The sequence below is a fragment of the Stenotrophomonas sp. AG209 genome (genome assembly GCF_003550055.1).
Lineage (GTDB): Bacteria > Pseudomonadota > Gammaproteobacteria > Xanthomonadales > Xanthomonadaceae > Stenotrophomonas.
In genome coordinates, this window is record NZ_QXDB01000001.1 from 1,744,097 (window position 1) to 1,760,678 (window position 16,582).

A 16,582-nucleotide genomic window follows, 5' to 3' on the forward strand; every position below is an offset into this window, starting at 1 on the left:
GTTGAGCGTCGCGATGCTGTGATCGCCGGGCCATGCCCGGCGACATCGACCGAGCGGACCATGGATATTGGCTTTCCCCTGACCAAAAGCCGAACGACGACCAGAGCGGCAGTACCTCATATTTCGCGACGGAGAGAATCAAAGGGATCGTCGATAGAATGATTCAGTCGCCAACCGGCTTTCAATTACCGATCTAACATAGGTAGCACGCGCTTTGCCGGACTGTGAGTACTCGGCAAAAATCGCCATTACCTCAGACCTCATCTCGGCGCCACCGGTGGTCGTAAATACGAAAAATGAAGGCTCAAGATAACCAACAGTCTCTCGCATGAATCGCTTGCACTCATCAAGCGGAAAATCCGCGGCGTAATCCGCCCAATCGATATAGCGCCTCCAGAAAGCAGGCGCCCCCCATTCCCCGCACCTCTCATCAACAAAGAGCTTCAACTCAGAGAGCATGTCGGCGCATGCGTCTACAGTTTCGTCATCTAAATCCAGCGAAGCAACGCGACCGGGATCAACTGCCTGCCAACAAAAAACCATAAAGTCTGCAACAAAGTCCTCTTCACAGCCTTCGAAGAAATTGCTCTTGTACCAAGCAATAGTTTTCGCCACATCAGCCAATTCATCAAAATCAATCATCATCTCATCTTTCCGGCGGCTCCCTCGATGTTGGCGTTGAAGCTTCCAATCCCCACCAGATCCACCTCGACGCTGAAGCGACGCCGCATCTGCACAGGCAGTGCGTTGTTGCCGGGAACGCTGACATCGGTCACGGAAATTCGGTCTTGCCGTTGTAGAGGCTGACACTCTCACCAAAGAGATCGTCCTTCAGCGCGGTCAGATTCTGTGCGGACTCGATGAGCTTGCGATACTCCTGATACGGCTGGACCGCCGAGACCGTTCCCGCACCCACACACAGCACCAGCACCGCAACTGCGCGGTACTGCCAAGTAGAAATTCGACTCACAGCATTCCCCTCGCGTCCGCATGCGAGCCCGCGCAAGGGCGGCGTGACGACGCTTCCATGCGACTCTCTCGCTCTCGATTCTAGGTGAGTGCCACAAGCAGATGAAAGGTGTTTTCAGCGCCAATTATCCGGCGTCTGTGCACAATCATTGAATTGCGAACAGCATCCACGCATGGCGTGGATCTACCGGTACAACCGCACCTGCTTCTCCAGCAGATGCGGCACGATCAGCCGATGCACGGGTGCGACCGGCAGCATGTACACGCGCCCGAACGCGTTGTGCGTATGCACCACCGTCGCCATCTCCAGCACGTCGCCCTGCCACTGCAGGGCCAGCTGCACACGCAGGTGGCGGTCGTCGTCTTCCAGCACGATGGCATCATCGTCCAGCGACTGCAGGCTGAAGATGCCCAGCCGTTGCCCCGGACGCGGCTGCGCGATGTCCTGTACCGCACGCAACGAGCCCAGGTGCTTCATGCCGAGCAGGCGCATGCCGCGATTGCGCAGCGCCATCAGCCCATCGAACCAGCCGGGAATGGTCGCCGCCATGTCGCGATAGGCCTGCAAGGCCGAGCGCCCATCGCGACGGGTCGTCGCCTGGCAGGCGTGCACGAAGTCGGCGCCGGCCAGCTGTGGGCGCAGGACGCTGCCCGCGCTCGGCGGGCCGGTCACCACCTGCGCAGGGTTCACGGCTTCGGCCCCTGCCCCTCGTTGTCTTCCCAATGCAGGATGCGGCGGGTGACGAAGCGGTAGACCGGTTTGCCGGTGGCGAACCACAGTTCGCGCACCCACGAGGTGCGCTTGAGCACGCGCTTCTCTACCGGGGTGAGCGACTCGCGGCAGTACATGCGCTTGTGCTTGAGCAGGTGGCGCAGGTCCTCGCGGGCCAGCAGGCGCATCCAGCGCGAGCGCGGGTTGCCGATCACCGCCAGCTGGAAGTCGATCAATGCCGGGCGGCCATCGTCGGTGACCAGCCAGTTGGCTTCCTTGGCCAGATCATTGTGTGCCACGCCATTGCGATGCAGCTGCTGCAGCAGGCGACGCGCGGCGCGGAACCAGGCCAGGTCACCGCGTGGCGGACGCTGGTACATGGCATCGCCGGCCATGAAGCTGCGGTCGAGATGACGGCCATCCCACGCCAGCAGCTGCGGCACATCGGGCATGCCGTGGATGTGGCGCAGCGCGCGTGCTTCGCGGCGGGCCAACCACCAGGCCGGCAGCCGCAACCACAGCGGCGTCGCGCCCAGATCACGGCGTACGAAGGGGCCGGCAGGCCCTTCCACAAGGAGGATGCGACCGAAGCTGTCGGCCTTCAGGGCGTGCGAGGGCGTGTCTGGCGAATGCGGCATGTGCCCATTCTAGGCGATGGCGCCCGTTGCAAACGGTCACGAAGCGGCTGGGAACCAGTCACCTTCACGCCCCTATAATCGGGCAATGGACTCTTCATGGATCGACGCCACCCTCGCGTGGATTGCCGCTCACCCCGTGCTGGCGGGTGCCGTTATCTTCCTCATCGCCTTCTGCGATGCGGTGATCATTCTCGGTGCCATCGTGCCGGCCCTGCCGCTGCTGTTCGCAGTGGGCGTGTTCATCGGCCTGGGCCAGATCTCCGGGCCGTATGCAGTGGCGGCGGCGGCGCTGGGTGCGTTCGCCGGTGATGGCATCAGCTACTGGATCGGCCGCCGCTGGGGCGACCGCCTGCGTGGCGTGTGGCCGTTCAGCCGTTACCCGCAGCTGCTCGACCGCGGCGAGAACCTGTTCCGCCGCAATGCCTTCAAGAGCATCCTGATCGCACGCTACGTGGGCGCCATCCGCCCGTTCGTGCCGGCCATCGCCGGCATGATGAAGATGCCCGCCAGCCGCTACATGCAGGCCAGTGGTATCGCCAGCATTTCGTGGGCGGTGCTGTTCCTGGCACCGGGTTGGGTGCTTGGCGAGGCCTACGACGCGGTGGCTGCGGTGGCCGGGCGACTGGTCGTGGTGGTGGGCCTGCTGGCGGTGATCCTCGGCCTGGTCTGGGCGATCGTGCTGTACGGCTACCGCTGGTCGGCCGCACGCATGGACAACTGGCTGGCGCGCCTGCTCGACTGGTCCAACCGCCACCCGACGCTGGGCCGCTATACCGTCGGTGTGCTGGACCCGAAACGACGTGAGTCGGTGCCGCTGGCGATGCTGGCGCTGATGCTGCTGGTGCTGGGCTGGGGCTGGTTCGCGCTGCTGACCGTGGTGGTCGCGCACGGTGAACCGCTGGCGATCGACCTGCTGGTGCACCAGGCCATGCTGGCCCTGCGCAACCCGCTGGCCGATTACCCGATGGCCGCGCTGGCCTCGCTGGGCGCCTGGCAGGTACTGCTGCCGGCCACCGCGGCGGCGATGGGCTACCTGATCTGGCGCCGGCGCTGGATGGCGGCCGCGCACTGGCTGGCCGCCCTCGCCTTCGGCCTGGCATTGACCATGCTGCTCGGCGCCACCGTGGATGTGGTGCGACCGATCGATGCCAGCAGTGGCTTCGGCTTCCCGTCGGTGTCGGTGACCATGGCCACCATCACCTTCGGCTTCTTCGCAGTGCTGATCGCCCGCGAGATGCCGGGCCGCACCCGCGTCTGGCCGTACCTGGTGTCGGGCATCGTGGTCAGCCTGATCGGCTTCTCGCGCCTGTACCTGGGCGCGCATTGGCTGAGCGATGTGATCGGCGGCATGCTGTTCGGCACGTTCTGGCTGCTGGTGCTGGGCATCGCCTACCGCCGCCGCTTCAACCGCTCGTTCTGGGTGAAGCCGGTGGCATGGCTGTTCTACGGCGTCTTCGCTGTCGCCGCGATGTGGTACGCACCGCGCCACATTCCGGTGAAGCTGGAACGCTTCGAGCCGACCCTGCCGGCCCCGCAGGCGATGGACATGCAGGCCTGGTGGCAGCACGACTGGGCGAAGCTGCCGGCGCGCCGCAACGAGTTCGACGACGACCAGCGCTGGCCGCTGGACGTGCAGGTGGCGGGCCCGCTGGCGCCGCTGCAGGCGCAGCTGGAAGCACGCGGCTGGAAGCGGCAGGAACAGGCCGGCTGGCAGGAGGCGCTGCTGATGCTGGACAAGAACACCGGTGCCGACGAACTGCCGGTGCTGCCGGCCACGCTGGAAACACGGGTGGAAGCGCTGCTGATGGTGCGCCAGGGTGCGCAGCCGGATGAGCGCTATGTGCTGCGCCTGTGGCCGGCGCCGGCCCAGCTGCAACCGGGCAACACGCCGCTATGGCTGGGCAGCGCGCAGACCCTGCGCTACGAGCGTCATTTCGAGTGGATCGGCATGTGGCACCCGCTGCGTGGCGTCGATCCGGCGCTGAACGCGGTGAAGGACGCCGTGCAGGACCTGCCGCAGCGCGAGGATGTGCACAGCGAAACCGGGCTGCCGGTGCTGCGGCTGAAGACCACAGCGCCCTGAACGCAAGCGACGTACTGTGGAGCCGAGCATGGGCTCGGCTCTACAGTAGATCCACGCCATGCGTGGATGGCATTCCACGCATGCCCCAGCGTGTGCACCAAGGTGCACACCCACCCAAGGCAGGCTGCTACGGCATCCAGCCCAGCAACTGCTGCAGGCGCTGGTGCGGGTCGTCCATCTGCAGCAGCTGCAGGCGCTGCTGCTCGCTCAGCGGCAACAGCTCGGCCAGCCGCCAGCCGACCCAGCTGGCCTGGTCCAGCAACGCCGGGTTGGCCGGCGCATAGGCCTCGCCGGCCTGTTCGATGATGTGCCCCAGCACCGTGGCCAGCAGCGCGTGCTGCGGCCGCAGTTCGTCGTCGGGGTCTTCCTCGCACCAGCGCACGTCGGCCACCACCAGGCCGTTGTCGCGCACGCGGGTATGCTCGACGTGGAAACGGCGGGTTCCGCGCAGGCGCAGCTGCAGCACGCCATCGGCGCCGACATCGAAGTCTTCGATGCGCACCTGCACGCCATAGGCCGCCGGTGTCGCTGGTGCGCCGACTTCCTCGCCATCGAGGATCAGGCAGACACCGAACCCCTCACCACTGCGGCCGCTGTCGCGGACCAGGTCCAGATAACGCCGCTCGAATACACGCAGGCCCACCGCCGCACCCGGTACCAGCGTGGTGTGCAGCGGAAACAGCGGCAGCGGGCTGTCGACGCTCATCGGGCCTGCAGCGCGGCGAGGAAGCGGCGCGGGGCGCCGTCGAAGCCACCGTTGGACATGAACACCACGTGGTCGCCGCTGCGCACGCTGGACTGCAGCTGCGCCAGCAATGCGGCGGTGTCCGGCACTGCGTGCGCCTCACCGCGCACCGCGGCGATCACCGCAGCGGCATCCCAAGCCAGCTCCGGGCGATGCAGGAAGACGACTTCATCGGCCAGCGCCAGCGACGGTGCCAGCGCCTGCGCATGCGCGCCCAGCCGCATCGAGTTGCTGCGCGGTTCCATCGCGACCACGATGCGCGCATCGCCCACCTTGGCACGCAGGCCTTCCAGCGTGGTGGCGATTGCGGTCGGGTGATGGGCGAAATCGTCGTAGACGGTGATGCCGTCATGGCTGCCGATCACTTCCATGCGGCGCTTGACGCTGCGGAAGCGCGCCAGCGCCGGAATCACCTCGGCCGGCGCCACGCCCACTGCATGCGCGGCGGCCAGCGCGGCGAGCCCGTTGAGCACGTTGTGGCGGCCCAGCAGCGACCACTGCACGTCGCCCAGCGCCTGCCCACGATGGTGCACGCGGAACGCACTGCCATCGGCGGCCAGCAGTTCGGCATGCCATTCCAGCGACGGATCGAATCCGAAGCGCTCGACCGGGGTCCAGCAGCCCATCGCCAGCACTTCGGCCAGATGCGGGTCCTCACCGTTGACGATCAGGCGGCCACGCGCCGGCACCGTACGCACAAGGTGGTGGAACTGGCGCTGGATCGCCGCCACGTCCGGGAAGATGTCGGCGTGGTCGTATTCAAGATTGTTGAGGATGGCCACCAGCGGCCGGTAGTGCACGAATTTGCTGCGCTTGTCGAAGAAGGCAGTGTCGTACTCATCGGCCTCGACCACGAACTCGCGGCCCTGGCCCACGCGGGCGGAGACACCGAAATCCTCGGCGACGCCGCCGATCAGGAAGCCCGGCGAGCGCCCGGCGCTTTCCAGCAGCCAGGTGAGGATGGTGGTGGTGGTGGTCTTGCCGTGGGTGCCGGCCACGGCCAGCGTGTCGCGCCCCGGCAGCACCTGCTCGGACAGCCACTGGGCGCCGGAAATGTAGCGTTGGCCGGCATCAAGCACGGCCTCGACCGCGGCATTGCCGCGCGACAGCGCGTTGCCGATCACCACCTCGTCGGTGCCGGCCGGCACGCTGTCGGCGCGGTAGCCCTGGTCCAGGGTGATGCCCAGCTGTTCGAGCTGGGTCGACATCGGCGGGTAGATGGCCTGGTCGCTGCCGCTGACCGAGTGGCCCAGTTCCCGCGCCAGGGCGGCCACGCCGCCCATGAAGGTGCCGGCGATTGCAAGGATATGTACGCTGCTCATGACCGAGGATTGTGACCGATGACGGCTGTATAGGGCCAATGTCCGATCCCGGGTAAGACAACCCCTACACGGGATGTGAGAAAACTCCAATCAGCTGTCAGGGAATTCCCGATAGCGATGTTCTGTGAACCCGGACACAATTCGAACTGCCAGCCGCAGTACCCGAACCGGTCCTACTCCCCAAGAGGCCATCCCCAAGGGAGCTCATGCTGCGGGGCCCTGAGCAAGCCCTTCGCTGGCGCCTATCAAACGACACAGGCCTGATCCTCGCGGACCAGGCCTGTGTTTTTTTGCGCCCAATGAGCCGGCAGTTCGCGCCGGCCCAGCCGGATCAGGCCTTGATCGCCGCCAGGATGCGGGCTTCGATCTCGTCCAGCTCACCGACGCCATCGACGCGGGCCAGGGTGCCACGGCCGGCGTAGAAATCGACCACCGGGGCGGTCTGGTCGTTGTAGACCTGCAGGCGCTGGCGCACCGCTTCCGGATTGTCATCGGCGCGGCCCTGCTCCTTGGCACGACCAGCGATGCGGTCGACCAGCAGCTCGGTGGCCACGTCCAGCTGCACCACGGCGTCCAGCGGCTGGCCGATCTTGGCCAGCAGGCCGTCCATCGCATTGGCCTGGGCCACATTGCGCGGGTAGCCATCGAGGATGAAGCCCTTGGCGACATCAGCCTGGGTCAGGCGCGACTCCAGCATGCCCAGCAGGATGTCGTCCGACACCAGGTTACCGGCATCCATCACCGTCTTGGCCTGCTTACCCAGGTCCGTGCCGGCGGCGATTTCCGCGCGCAGCATGTCACCGGTCGAAATGTGGGCGATCCCCAGCTTTTCCTTCAGGCGCGTCGCCTGTGTCCCCTTGCCCGAACCGGGCGGTCCCAACAGAACCAATCGCATTGACCTGACTCCAACGTGTTGAAAACAAAGAAGGTTCGCGTCCCGGACGGTCCGGTATCGCTGCACCGCAATAGCGCCACTTTACCGCATCCGGGTAATGTCCCTGCAATGTCCCCTCCCCCGAGCAGGTAGCAGCATGCGCAACGGTACTCTCCTTTATGCCCAGTCCGGCGGTGTCACCGCCGTCATCAATGCCACGGCGGCAGCGGTGATCGAGCAGGCGCGGGCCAAGGGCATCAAGGTCCTGGCCGCCCGCAACGGCATCCTCGGCGCCCTGCGCGAGGAGCTGATCGACACCAGCAAGGAGAGCGCCGCGGCCATCCGCGCGCTGGCCCACACCCCGGGCGGCGCCTTCGGCTCGTGCCGGGTCAAGCTGAAGTCGCTGGACGCCGACCGCGCCCGCTACGACCGCCTGCTGGAGGTGCTGCGCGCGCACGACGTGCGCTGGTTCCTCTACAACGGTGGCAACGATTCGGCCGATACCGCGCTGAAGGTCTCGCAGCTGGCCAAGGCCTCCGGCTACGACCTGACCTGCATCGGCGTGCCCAAGACCATCGACAACGACCTGGCGGTGACCGACACCTGCCCCGGCTTCGGCTCGGCGGCCAAGTACACCGCCGTCTCGGTGCGCGAGGCGGCGCTGGACGTGGCGGCGATGGCCGAGACCTCCACCCGCGTCTTCATCTACGAGGCGATGGGCCGCCACGCCGGCTGGCTGGCCGCGGCCGCCGGCCTGGCGGGCAACGGTGATGACGAAGCGCCGCACATCATCCTGCTGCCCGAGCGCGCCTACGACGAGGCCGCGTTCCTGGCCAGGGTGAAGGCCGTGGTCGAGCGCGTCGGCTACTGCGTGGTGGTGGCGTCGGAAGGTATCGCGACCGCCGATGGCCGCTTCGTCGCCGACGCCGGTGGCGGCAAGGACTCATTCGGCCATTCGCAGCTGGGCGGCGTGGCTGCCCACCTGGCCGCACGGGTCAAGGACCAGCTGGGCCTGAAGGTGCATTGGGCCCTGCCCGACTACCTGCAGCGCTCGGCCCGCCACCTGGCCAGCAAGACCGACTGGGAGCAGGCGCAGGCAGTCGGCAAGGCCGCCGTGCAGCTGGCGTTGAAGGGCCAGAACGGCGTGATGCCGGTGATCGTGCGCAGCAGCGATGCGCCCTATCGCTGGAAGATCGAAGCGGCGCCGCTGTCGAAGATCGCCAACCACGAGAAGAAAATGCCGGCCGGCTTCATCCGCCGCGATGGCTTCGGCATCACCGCCAAGGCACGCGCCTACCTGTCGCCGCTGATCAAGGGCGAGGCACCGCTTCCCTATGGCGCCGATGGCCTGCCGAAGTACGTCACCCTGAAGAACGTGGCGGTGAAGCAGAAGCTGCCGGCCTTCGAAGGCTGAGGTGCACCTGCGCCCTGTGCGGAGCACGGGGCGCATTGCGGCGACCGCCGAAGCACCCCACAATCGGGCTCCGGCCCGGGGCAAAGGGGCCGCCGCAAGCCAGATTCGACGCCGCCCGGCCTGCAAGGCCAGGGCCTGTGCTGCCATTCCACAAGGACTGTAACCATGAAGCACCCGATCCTGATCGCCGCGCTGCTGTGCGGTGCTGCCACGCCGGCCTTCGCTGCGACCTGCGAAAGCAACTTCCAGAAGAAGGGCAATCCCTTCGTCGGCACGACCTTCACTTCATCGGTCACCCATCCGGACCTGACCGTGGCCAGTGCCATCGGCCAGATGCGGGTGATCGCCAAGAACGCCAACATGGACGTCCTCAGCGAGGACGTGGAAGGCGGCTCGATGCTGATCGAAGAGCCGGAATCCATGGCCCACAAGCCGATTCCGATGATCATCAGCGCCACCTCCGAAGGCGGCCAGGGCACCGTCGGCATGGTGGTGAAGGTCAACAAGGGCGCCATCGCCCCCGCCGACGGCGTGCGCGAAGAAATGTGCAAGCTGCTCAACCAGATCAAGCCGGGCAAGGCTGGCGAACAGGCGGCCAAGGCCACTCCGCAGGCGTCGGTGGTGACCATTGCCGCCGACCGTTTCGGCTTCCAGCTGCGCAACCAGAACAAGGACAACCCGGCCGCGATCGAGCCACGCTACAAGGGCAAGACCTACGCCATCACCGGTCGCATCACCACCGTGCTGCGCAGTGGCGGCACCTACAACACCAGCTTCGACCTGCCCAGCGATGGCAGCATCGACTTTGAGCGCGTGGCCATTTCCTGCTCGTTCGCAGCCAACCAGGCCGCGTATGCGCTGGCCCTGCGCCCGCGCGAGAAAGTCACGCTGACCGGCGTGGTCGACAATTACGACCAGATCGGCCGCGTGCTGTGGCTGAAGGACTGCCGCGGCAACTGACCGCTGCCGGCTTGAGCGAAGGCCCGGGTGCGCAGGTGCCCGGGCCTTTTCATTCCCGCAGCGGTTCACGCTTGGCGCACGTGCATCGCAGGATGATGGATGCCCCGCCTGGAGATCATCATGGCACTGCGTGTTGTTCGACTGGGTACGCCGCGCCAACCCGGCGAGGGACTGCGTATCGGCACCGTCAGGCGCCCGCCGCGCGGCGTGCCACGCAGCGAGTTCGCCCGACAGGACTGGTACGACGTCTGGTTTCCGACCCTGTCACCCAGCGCGGAGCTGGTGAAGCGGGCGCATGAAGCGAAGACCGCCGCCGACTGGACTGCTTTCTTCCGCCACTACAAGGCCGAGATGAAGGCGCCCGATGCCGCCCACGCGCTGGACCTTCTGGCCGCGATGTCGCAGCACAGCGACATCAGCGTGGGGTGCTACTGCGAGGATGAAGCGCACTGCCACCGCAGGGCATTGCGCGAGCTGCTGGTGGCGCGTGGGGCAAAGCTGGCGGAGTGATGATGGCAGGGTTGCCGGCCAGCGGCCGGCACTACCAGGTTGCCCGCCGGGCATGGCCCGGCACTACCGATGCGCAGCGAAGTAGATCCACGCCATGCGTGGATGCGCGCTACTGGACGGCCTCAATTGCAGGCCTTGCCTTCCATCTGCAGCTCCGCGGCGAACATCGTCACCTGCGGAATCTGGCCGGCCGCCGCCTGCTTCTTCGCCTCTTCCAGATAGATGCGCGACTGGCCCTGCCCATCCAGCTCGACCTTGTTGCTCGACGGCAGGCGCCACACCCGTACCACCGCCTGCTGCGCCGGGCACGCGGCGTTGGGCACGCGGATCACATCATTGAGCTTCCAGCCCTTGTCGGCACTCGGCTGGGCCTTGGTGTAGTCGACAAAGCGTGCACGTGGCTGGCACTGCTCGCTGGTACGCACGGCGGAGAAGCGGTACGGCGCAGCGGCATCGCCGGTGAACGCACCTTCCAGCCGCGCGCAGGCCTCGGGAATCTGCCGCAGCGTATGCACCGCGCCCACGGCCTGGGGGGCGCCCACTGCGCGCTGGAGTTCCGGGGTTTCTGCGGCGAGTGCCGGCACAGCCGGGACCAGGGCGGCGAGCATCAACAGGGACAGGCGCATGGGGGATCTCCTACGGGGCTGTGCGCAGGCTTGCAGAGGCTGGCTTAACGGGGTGCAAAGGCGCATCTATCGAGCAGCCACCGCGCTCGCCGGGCATGGCCCGGCGCTACCATCCGGGCGCAGGTGCACGCATACTGCGGGCACCAGGGAATGCTGAACACCGCCATACGTCGGACGACCACCAAGGTCGGTACGGGTTGGTTCCAGGCTGCAGCCCGTCGTCCCCCTCGTGGTGCCGTTCATCGCCACTGGATGCCTACATCCATTCTGCGGAGGGGTCTAATGCTGGAACGTCACGGGCTGTCACTGGCGCTGGGCTGCGCCATTCTCGCGATCCTGTTCGGAATCGTCTCGGCGCGCTGGATCCTGCGCCAACCCACCGGCAATGAGCGCATGATCGCGATCGCCACCGCGATCCAGGAAGGTGCGCGTGCCTACCTCAACCGCCAGTACCTGACCATCGGCATCGCCGGCGTGGTGCTGTTCGTGCTGGTCGGCATCTTCCTCAGCTGGTACACCGCGATGGGTTTCGCGATCGGCGCGGTGCTGTCCGGCGCCGCCGGCTACATCGGCATGAACGTGTCGGTACGCGCCAACGTGCGCACCGCAGAGGCGGCGCGTCACGGCATCAGCGCGGCGATGGACGTCGCCTTCCGCGGCGGCGCCATCACCGGCATGCTGGTGGTCGGGCTGGGCCTGCTGGGCGTGGCCGGCTACTACGCGGTGCTGCTGCGGATGGGCCTGCCGATGGAACAGGCGTTGCACGCGCTGGTCGGCCTGGCCTTCGGCTCCTCGCTGATCTCGATCTTCGCGCGCCTGGGCGGCGGCATCTTCACCAAGGGCGCCGACGTCGGTGCCGATCTGGTCGGCAAGGTGGAAGCCGGCATTCCCGAGGACGATCCGCGCAATCCGGCGGTGATCGCCGACAACGTCGGTGACAACGTCGGCGACTGCGCCGGCATGGCCGCCGACCTGTTCGAAACCTATGCGGTGACCGTGATCGCCACCATGCTGCTGGGCAGCCTGATGCTGGCCGAGGCCGGCGCCAATGCGGTGCTGTATCCGCTGGTGCTGGGCGGCGTCTCGATCATCGCCTCGATCATCGGTGCGCTGTTCGTCAAGGTGAAGCCGGGCGGTTCGATCATGGGCGCGCTGTACAAGGGCGTGATCGTCTCAGGCGTGCTGGCCGCCATCGCCTTCTATCCGATCACCACCGGGCTGATGTCCGACAACGTGCATGGACCGATGGCGCTGTACGGCTGCGCGTTGATCGGCCTAGTCCTGACCGGTCTGATCGTCTGGATCACCGAGTACTACACCGGCACCAAGTACAAGCCGGTGCAGCACGTGGCGCAGGCGTCGACCACCGGCCACGGCACCAACATCATCGCCGGCCTCGGCATTTCAATGAAGTCGACCGCGCTGCCGGTGGTGGCGGTGTGTGCGGCGATCTGGGGCGCGTTCGCGCTGGGCGGCCTGTATGGCATCGCCATCGCCGCCACCGCGATGCTGTCGATGGCGGGAATGATCGTTGCCCTCGATGCCTATGGACCGATCACCGATAACGCCGGCGGCATCGCCGAGATGGCCGAGCTGCCTTCGGAGATCCGCGACATCACCGATCCGCTGGATGCGGTGGGCAACACCACCAAGGCGGTGACCAAGGGCTATGCAATCGGCTCGGCGGCGCTGGCCGCACTGGTGCTGTTCGCCGACTACACCCACAACCTGCAGGCGGCCAATCCCGGCCAGGAGTTCCGCTTCGACCTCAGCGACCACACGGTGATCATCGGCCTGCTGATCGGCGGCCTGATCCCCTACCTGTTCGGTGCGATGGCGATGGAAGCGGTCGGCCGCGCGGCGGGTGCAGTGGTGGAAGAGGTGCGGCGCCAGTTCCGCGAGATCCCCGGCATCATGCAGGGCACCGGCAAGCCGCAGTACGACAAGGCGGTAGACATGCTGACCCGCTCGGCGATCCGCGAAATGATCGTGCCGTCGCTGCTGCCGGTGGCGGTACCGGTGGTGGTCGGCCTGCTGCTGGGGCCGCGGGCACTGGGCGGGCTGCTGATCGGCACGATCGTGACCGGCCTGTTCGTGGCCATCTCGATGACCACCGGTGGCGGCGCCTGGGACAACGCCAAGAAGTACATCGAGGATGGGCACTTCGGCGGCAAGGGCAGCGAAGCGCACAAGGCCGCGGTGACCGGCGATACCGTCGGTGACCCGTACAAGGACACCGCCGGCCCGGCAATCAATCCGCTGATCAAGATCATCAACATCGTGGCGCTGCTGCTGGTGCCGCTGTTGTAGATCCACGCCATGCGTGGATGGGATGCCCGATGGGGCCAGAGCCCTTTCCTGCGGAAAGGGATCCGACCCCACGGCTGGTCAACGCCCGCGCAGGAAGAACGACACCGGCACCATCACTTCCACCGGGTCGCCGGCCACTTCGGCCGGCGGCGCCGGTACCGGGCTGGCCCGCTGAACGGTATCCAGCGTCTCCTGGTCGAGCAGCGCGAAGCCACTGCTGCGGCCCAGCGTCAGTGCGGAGACCGCGCCATCGCGGGCCACAGCAAAGCGCACGTAGACCACGCCCTGCTGGCGCAGCCGCTCGGCCTGGCGCGGATAGCGCCGGTGCTTCTGCAGGTGCCCGAGCAGGCGCCCTTCCCAGGTCGCCTCGGCACGACTGCGCTCGCCCGCCGTGGTCTGCGGTGCGGTGTAGCGTGCGGCCGCGTCAGCAGCCACCTGCGGCGGTGCGCTGGTCTGCGCGACATTGGCCTCGGCGGTATCCGGCGACGGCGTTGGCTCCGGTGTACGCGGTGGTGGCAGGTCACCCTGCGGCTGCACCGGCGCCTTGGGCTGTTCACGCACGGCTGGCGTCGGCGCCTGCCGCTGCTGTTGCTGCTGCAGCGGCCCGGTCGCGACCTCGCGCGGCGGCACCGGCGGTGCCTGTGCCATCGGCGCCAGTTCCAGCATCAGCGCCGCAGGTGGGGCCGTCGCAGCCAGCGCCGGTGCGCGCGCCGCCCACCAGCAGGCCGCGCCGATCAACAGCGCATGCACCAGCAGCACGATCGCCAGGCTGGTCGCCCAGCGCCGCAGTCCACTCATCGTGCGCCCTGCTCCAGGCCAACCAGCGCCACCTTCAGGTAGCCCGCTGCACGCAGCGCGTCCAGGGTAGCCATCAGTTCGCCATAGGGCACACGGGTATCGGCACGCAGGAAGATGCGCTGCGCACTATCGCCATGCGTGGCTGCCTGCAAAGCAGCGGCCAGCCCGTCGCGCGCCACCGGCTGCTCGCCAACGCGCACCGACAGATCGGCCTGCACGGTCACGTACACCGGCGCCTGTTCCGGCGGCGTGGCGCTGGCACTACTGGCCGGCAGCTGCACCGGTACCGACACGGTGGCCAGCGGTGCGGCCACCATGAAGATGATCAGCAGCACCAGCATCACGTCGATGAAGGGCGTGACGTTGATTTCGTGCGCTTCTTCCGGTGCATCGTCACGGTCGGACGCGGTCCTGATCGCCATCGTCGTGCCTCAGTGCACCGCACGCAGCGGTGCCGCTGCGGTACGCGGCACGGCACGATCGAGATCACGCGAGACCAGCTGCTGCACGGCCGCCGACAGATCGCCGAGCAGCCCACGCAGGCCAGCCAGCACGCGGCTGAAATGGTTGTAGACCAGCACTGCGGGAATCGCCGCGACCAGGCCCAGCGCGGTCGCCAGCAGGGCCTCGGCGATGCCGGGCGCGACCACCGCCAGGTTGGTGGTGTTGCTGTGGGCGATGCCGATGAAACTGTTCATGATGCCCCACACCGTGCCGAACAGGCCGACGAACGGCGCCACCGCGCCGATGCTGGCCAGCACGCCGATGCCGCGCCGTTGCACGCGCGCGGTTTCCAGTTCGATGCGGTCCAGGCGCGAGGCAACGCGTTCCTTGATGCCGTCGCGACCATCCAGCTCCTGCGACAGGCGCAGCTCGGTTCGCGTCGCGTCCAGCATGGCGAGTGCGGTGCCCTGCTGCAGGCTGGCCTCCGCGCTCCCGCCGGGCAGGCTTGGCGCCTGCAGCAACAGCGCGCGCGCTGCACGCAGCTGCCGACCCTGACGAGCCAGCTCCCAGCCCTTGGCCAGCAGCACGGTCCAGGTGGCCAGCGAGGCAAGTGCCAGCGCGATCATCACCGTCTTCACCACCACGTCGGCGGCCAGGTACATGCCCCACGGGGTCAGTGCAGGAGCAGCCACGGGGGCCAGGTCAGCAGGCAGCATCGTCTCGGTTTCCATCAGCATCAGGGGGCGCGGCGCGACGACGGGCCGCGCGCGGATCATTGGCGTCGTCCACTTCCACGACCGGATTGGGCTCCAGCCGCGGTGCGGGCCGACTGAGCACGTAGCCGGCACTGACCGCGAAGAACAGGCCCACGCCCAGCAGCAGGCGCCACGACGGGTGCGCGCCCCAGCAGAACAGCGCGAAGCCCACTGCCATGCCGGCGCTGGCGAACGCCTTGCCCTTGCGCGACACCGCGCCCTGTTCGCGCCACAGCCGCAGCGACGGGCCGTAGCGCGGATGCGCCAGCAGGCGCTGCTCGAACTTCGGCGAACTGCGCGCGAAGCAGCCCACGGCAAGGATCAGGAAAATGGTGGTCGGCATCACCGGCAGCAGCGCGCCGATCACCCCGAGGCCGACCATCAGCCAGCCCAGCGCGAACCAGAGCCAGCGCATCAGCGTTGCGCCTGCGGGCGGGCGCGGTGCATCAAGCGAATTCCACTTCGACGTGGCCGTGCACGCTGCGGAACGCGGCGTCGGCGGCGTCGATCACCTGCTGCTCCTGCTCGGCACTCAGCGGTACCGCGTCCAGCGCGGCGGTGAACTCACGCCAGTGGCGCGCGGCGCCATCGGGGTGCGCGGCCAGGTGGCGGGCGCCGAAATCACGATCCAGGCCGAGCTTGGCAGCCATCTTGTACAGAATGGTGCCGCCCAGGTTGGAGCCTTCAGCCACATACAGCCATCCCAATGCGGCGGGCAGCTCAAGATCGGACGGCAACGGTGCGATGTCGGCCGCCGGCAGGGTCTGCTCCAGGTCCTGCAGGTCGCGCGCGACCTGGGTCAGGCGGCGGCGCTCGCCCAGGTCCGGCAGCAGTGCATCCAGCGCAGGGTTGGCATACAGCGCATCGATGCTGCGATGGAAGCGGTACTGCACGCGCAGGAAACGGGCGAAGTTGCTGCGGTCGGCGAAGATGTCGCCGGCCATGATGCGCTTGTCCAGCGCGCCATGGCTGTCGCGGGTGGCGGCCTTGAGCCGCAGGCTGCGGCTGTCTTCAGGGGCGATGTGTGCGTTCACGGGGGATGCCAAGGGGGTCGTCCTGCTGTAGACGTTCGCCATGGGGCTTTCCCCAAGGCCATGTGCACCGATAATGGCGCATCCCTTCTTCCCGCAGGAACCGACGATGATCACCACCGAACCGCGCATGACCAACCTGTTCCTGCAGCTGGGCCTGGACGCCAGCGCCGAGGGCATCGCCCGCTTCATCCGCGAGCACCAGCTGGCCACCGATGTGGAAGTGGTCGAGGCACCGTACTGGAACGATGCCCAGCGCCAGTTCCTGTCCGAGTCGCTGCAAGCCGATGCGGCATGGACCACGGTGGTGGATGAGCTGAACGAGTCGCTGCACGAAGATGCGGTGAAGGCGGCGACCGGGCTGTAACTGCCTGGAGGAAGGCGCCGGGCA

20 protein-coding genes are annotated in these 16,582 nt (G+C 67.3%); 6 read left to right on the forward strand and 14 right to left on the reverse strand.

Annotated elements, in window-relative coordinates:
• Positions 1–138: 138 nt before the first annotated feature.
• The 5 genes from DFO63_RS08155 to DFO63_RS08165 form a co-directional block, all read right to left on the reverse strand.
• Positions 139–642: a hypothetical protein gene (locus DFO63_RS08155; RefSeq protein ID WP_147416417.1), complete on the reverse strand. Its 504-nt coding sequence runs from the start codon at positions 640–642 to the stop codon at positions 139–141.
• A complete protein-coding gene (locus DFO63_RS22330; RefSeq protein ID WP_259337410.1) occupies positions 642–776 on the reverse strand; it encodes a hypothetical protein in 135 nt (44 codons plus the stop codon). The genes DFO63_RS08155 and DFO63_RS22330 overlap by 1 nt, the downstream gene beginning before the upstream one ends.
• Positions 773–970, reverse strand: coding sequence for a hypothetical protein (locus tag DFO63_RS21970; protein WP_014038369.1), 198 nt, complete (start codon positions 968–970; stop codon positions 773–775). The genes DFO63_RS22330 and DFO63_RS21970 overlap by 4 nt, the downstream gene beginning before the upstream one ends.
• A 183-nt stretch (positions 971–1,153) precedes the next feature.
• Positions 1,154–1,660 carry a DUF2867 domain-containing protein gene (locus DFO63_RS08160; protein ID WP_119006746.1) on the reverse strand — a complete coding sequence of 169 codons (507 nt, stop codon included), beginning with the start codon at positions 1,658–1,660 and terminating at the stop codon, positions 1,154–1,156.
• Positions 1,657–2,319: a serine/threonine-protein kinase gene (locus tag DFO63_RS08165; protein ID WP_049446575.1), complete on the reverse strand. Its 663-nt coding sequence runs from the start codon at positions 2,317–2,319 to the stop codon at positions 1,657–1,659. Before DFO63_RS08165 ends, DFO63_RS08160 begins: the two co-directional genes overlap by 4 nt.
• Before the next feature lie 85 nt (positions 2,320–2,404).
• On the opposite strand from DFO63_RS08165, the gene DFO63_RS08170 reads away from it, so the two are divergent.
• Positions 2,405–4,402 (forward strand): bifunctional DedA family/phosphatase PAP2 family protein, encoded by a 1,998-nt coding sequence (locus DFO63_RS08170; RefSeq protein WP_119006747.1) that lies wholly within the window; start codon positions 2,405–2,407, stop codon positions 4,400–4,402.
• 127 nt (positions 4,403–4,529) lie between these two features.
• On the opposite strand, the gene DFO63_RS08175 is transcribed toward DFO63_RS08170, so the two are convergent.
• From DFO63_RS08175 to DFO63_RS08185, 3 genes are all read right to left on the reverse strand, one after another.
• Positions 4,530–5,108: an LON peptidase substrate-binding domain-containing protein gene (locus tag DFO63_RS08175; protein WP_119006748.1), complete on the reverse strand. Its 579-nt coding sequence runs from the start codon at positions 5,106–5,108 to the stop codon at positions 4,530–4,532.
• The gene (gene mpl / locus DFO63_RS08180; protein ID WP_119006749.1) at positions 5,105–6,469 is read right to left on the reverse strand and encodes a UDP-N-acetylmuramate:L-alanyl-gamma-D-glutamyl-meso-diaminopimelate ligase; all 1,365 of its coding nucleotides are present in this window, start codon (positions 6,467–6,469) and stop codon (positions 5,105–5,107) included. Before mpl ends, DFO63_RS08175 begins: the two co-directional genes overlap by 4 nt.
• 331 nt (positions 6,470–6,800) lie before the next feature.
• Positions 6,801–7,364, reverse strand: coding sequence for an adenylate kinase (locus DFO63_RS08185; protein ID WP_110713530.1), 564 nt, complete (start codon positions 7,362–7,364; stop codon positions 6,801–6,803).
• 136 nt (positions 7,365–7,500) lie between these two features.
• Between DFO63_RS08185 and DFO63_RS08190 the strand changes: the two genes are divergently transcribed.
• The 3 genes from DFO63_RS08190 to DFO63_RS08200 all read left to right on the forward strand — a co-directional run bounded on the left by DFO63_RS08190 (position 7,501) and on the right by DFO63_RS08200 (position 10,227).
• Positions 7,501–8,757, forward strand: coding sequence for a 6-phosphofructokinase (locus DFO63_RS08190; RefSeq protein WP_049446582.1), 1,257 nt, complete (start codon positions 7,501–7,503; stop codon positions 8,755–8,757).
• Between the two features lie 165 nt (positions 8,758–8,922).
• The gene (locus DFO63_RS08195; protein ID WP_049446584.1) at positions 8,923–9,717 is read left to right on the forward strand and encodes a hypothetical protein; all 795 of its coding nucleotides are present in this window, start codon (positions 8,923–8,925) and stop codon (positions 9,715–9,717) included.
• A 120-nt stretch (positions 9,718–9,837) separates the two neighbouring features.
• On the forward strand, positions 9,838–10,227 hold the full coding sequence (locus DFO63_RS08200) for a DUF488 family protein (RefSeq protein ID WP_049446624.1): 390 nt from the start codon (positions 9,838–9,840) through the stop codon (positions 10,225–10,227).
• Positions 10,228–10,349: 122 nt separating this feature from the next.
• On the opposite strand, the gene DFO63_RS08205 is transcribed toward DFO63_RS08200, so the two are convergent.
• A complete protein-coding gene (locus DFO63_RS08205) occupies positions 10,350–10,853 on the reverse strand; it encodes a hypothetical protein (protein WP_049446586.1) in 504 nt (167 codons plus the stop codon).
• A 282-nt stretch (positions 10,854–11,135) separates the two neighbouring features.
• Here DFO63_RS08205 and DFO63_RS08210 point away from each other — a divergent pair, with 282 nt between their 5' ends.
• Complete coding sequence (locus DFO63_RS08210) at positions 11,136–13,163, forward strand: sodium-translocating pyrophosphatase (RefSeq protein WP_119006750.1); 2,028 nt, start codon at positions 11,136–11,138, stop codon at positions 13,161–13,163.
• A gap of 78 nt (positions 13,164–13,241) precedes the next feature.
• Here the strand turns inward: DFO63_RS08210 and DFO63_RS08215 are convergent, their stop codons facing one another.
• From DFO63_RS08215 to DFO63_RS08235, 5 genes are read right to left on the reverse strand one after another with little or no spacing between them, the layout of a single operon-like run.
• Positions 13,242–13,961 (reverse strand): energy transducer TonB, encoded by a 720-nt coding sequence (locus tag DFO63_RS08215; protein WP_049446590.1) that lies wholly within the window; start codon positions 13,959–13,961, stop codon positions 13,242–13,244.
• Complete coding sequence (exbD, locus tag DFO63_RS08220) at positions 13,958–14,383, reverse strand: TonB system transport protein ExbD (protein WP_101766030.1); 426 nt, start codon at positions 14,381–14,383, stop codon at positions 13,958–13,960. The genes DFO63_RS08215 and exbD overlap by 4 nt, the downstream gene beginning before the upstream one ends.
• A 9-nt stretch (positions 14,384–14,392) precedes the next feature.
• Positions 14,393–15,121, reverse strand: a complete 729-nt coding sequence (gene exbB / locus DFO63_RS08225) for a tonB-system energizer ExbB (protein WP_101766447.1) — start codon at positions 15,119–15,121, stop codon at positions 14,393–14,395.
• The gene (locus DFO63_RS08230; protein ID WP_101766031.1) at positions 15,108–15,575 is read right to left on the reverse strand and encodes a YbaN family protein; all 468 of its coding nucleotides are present in this window, start codon (positions 15,573–15,575) and stop codon (positions 15,108–15,110) included. Before DFO63_RS08230 ends, exbB begins: the two co-directional genes overlap by 14 nt.
• A gap of 31 nt (positions 15,576–15,606) precedes the next feature.
• Positions 15,607–16,194 (reverse strand): biliverdin-producing heme oxygenase, encoded by a 588-nt coding sequence (locus DFO63_RS08235; RefSeq protein ID WP_101766032.1) that lies wholly within the window; start codon positions 16,192–16,194, stop codon positions 15,607–15,609.
• A 106-nt stretch (positions 16,195–16,300) separates the two neighbouring features.
• On the opposite strand from DFO63_RS08235, the gene DFO63_RS08240 reads away from it, so the two are divergent.
• Complete coding sequence (locus DFO63_RS08240; protein WP_006390068.1) at positions 16,301–16,558, forward strand: DUF2789 domain-containing protein; 258 nt, start codon at positions 16,301–16,303, stop codon at positions 16,556–16,558.
• Positions 16,559–16,582 lie beyond the last annotated feature (24 nt).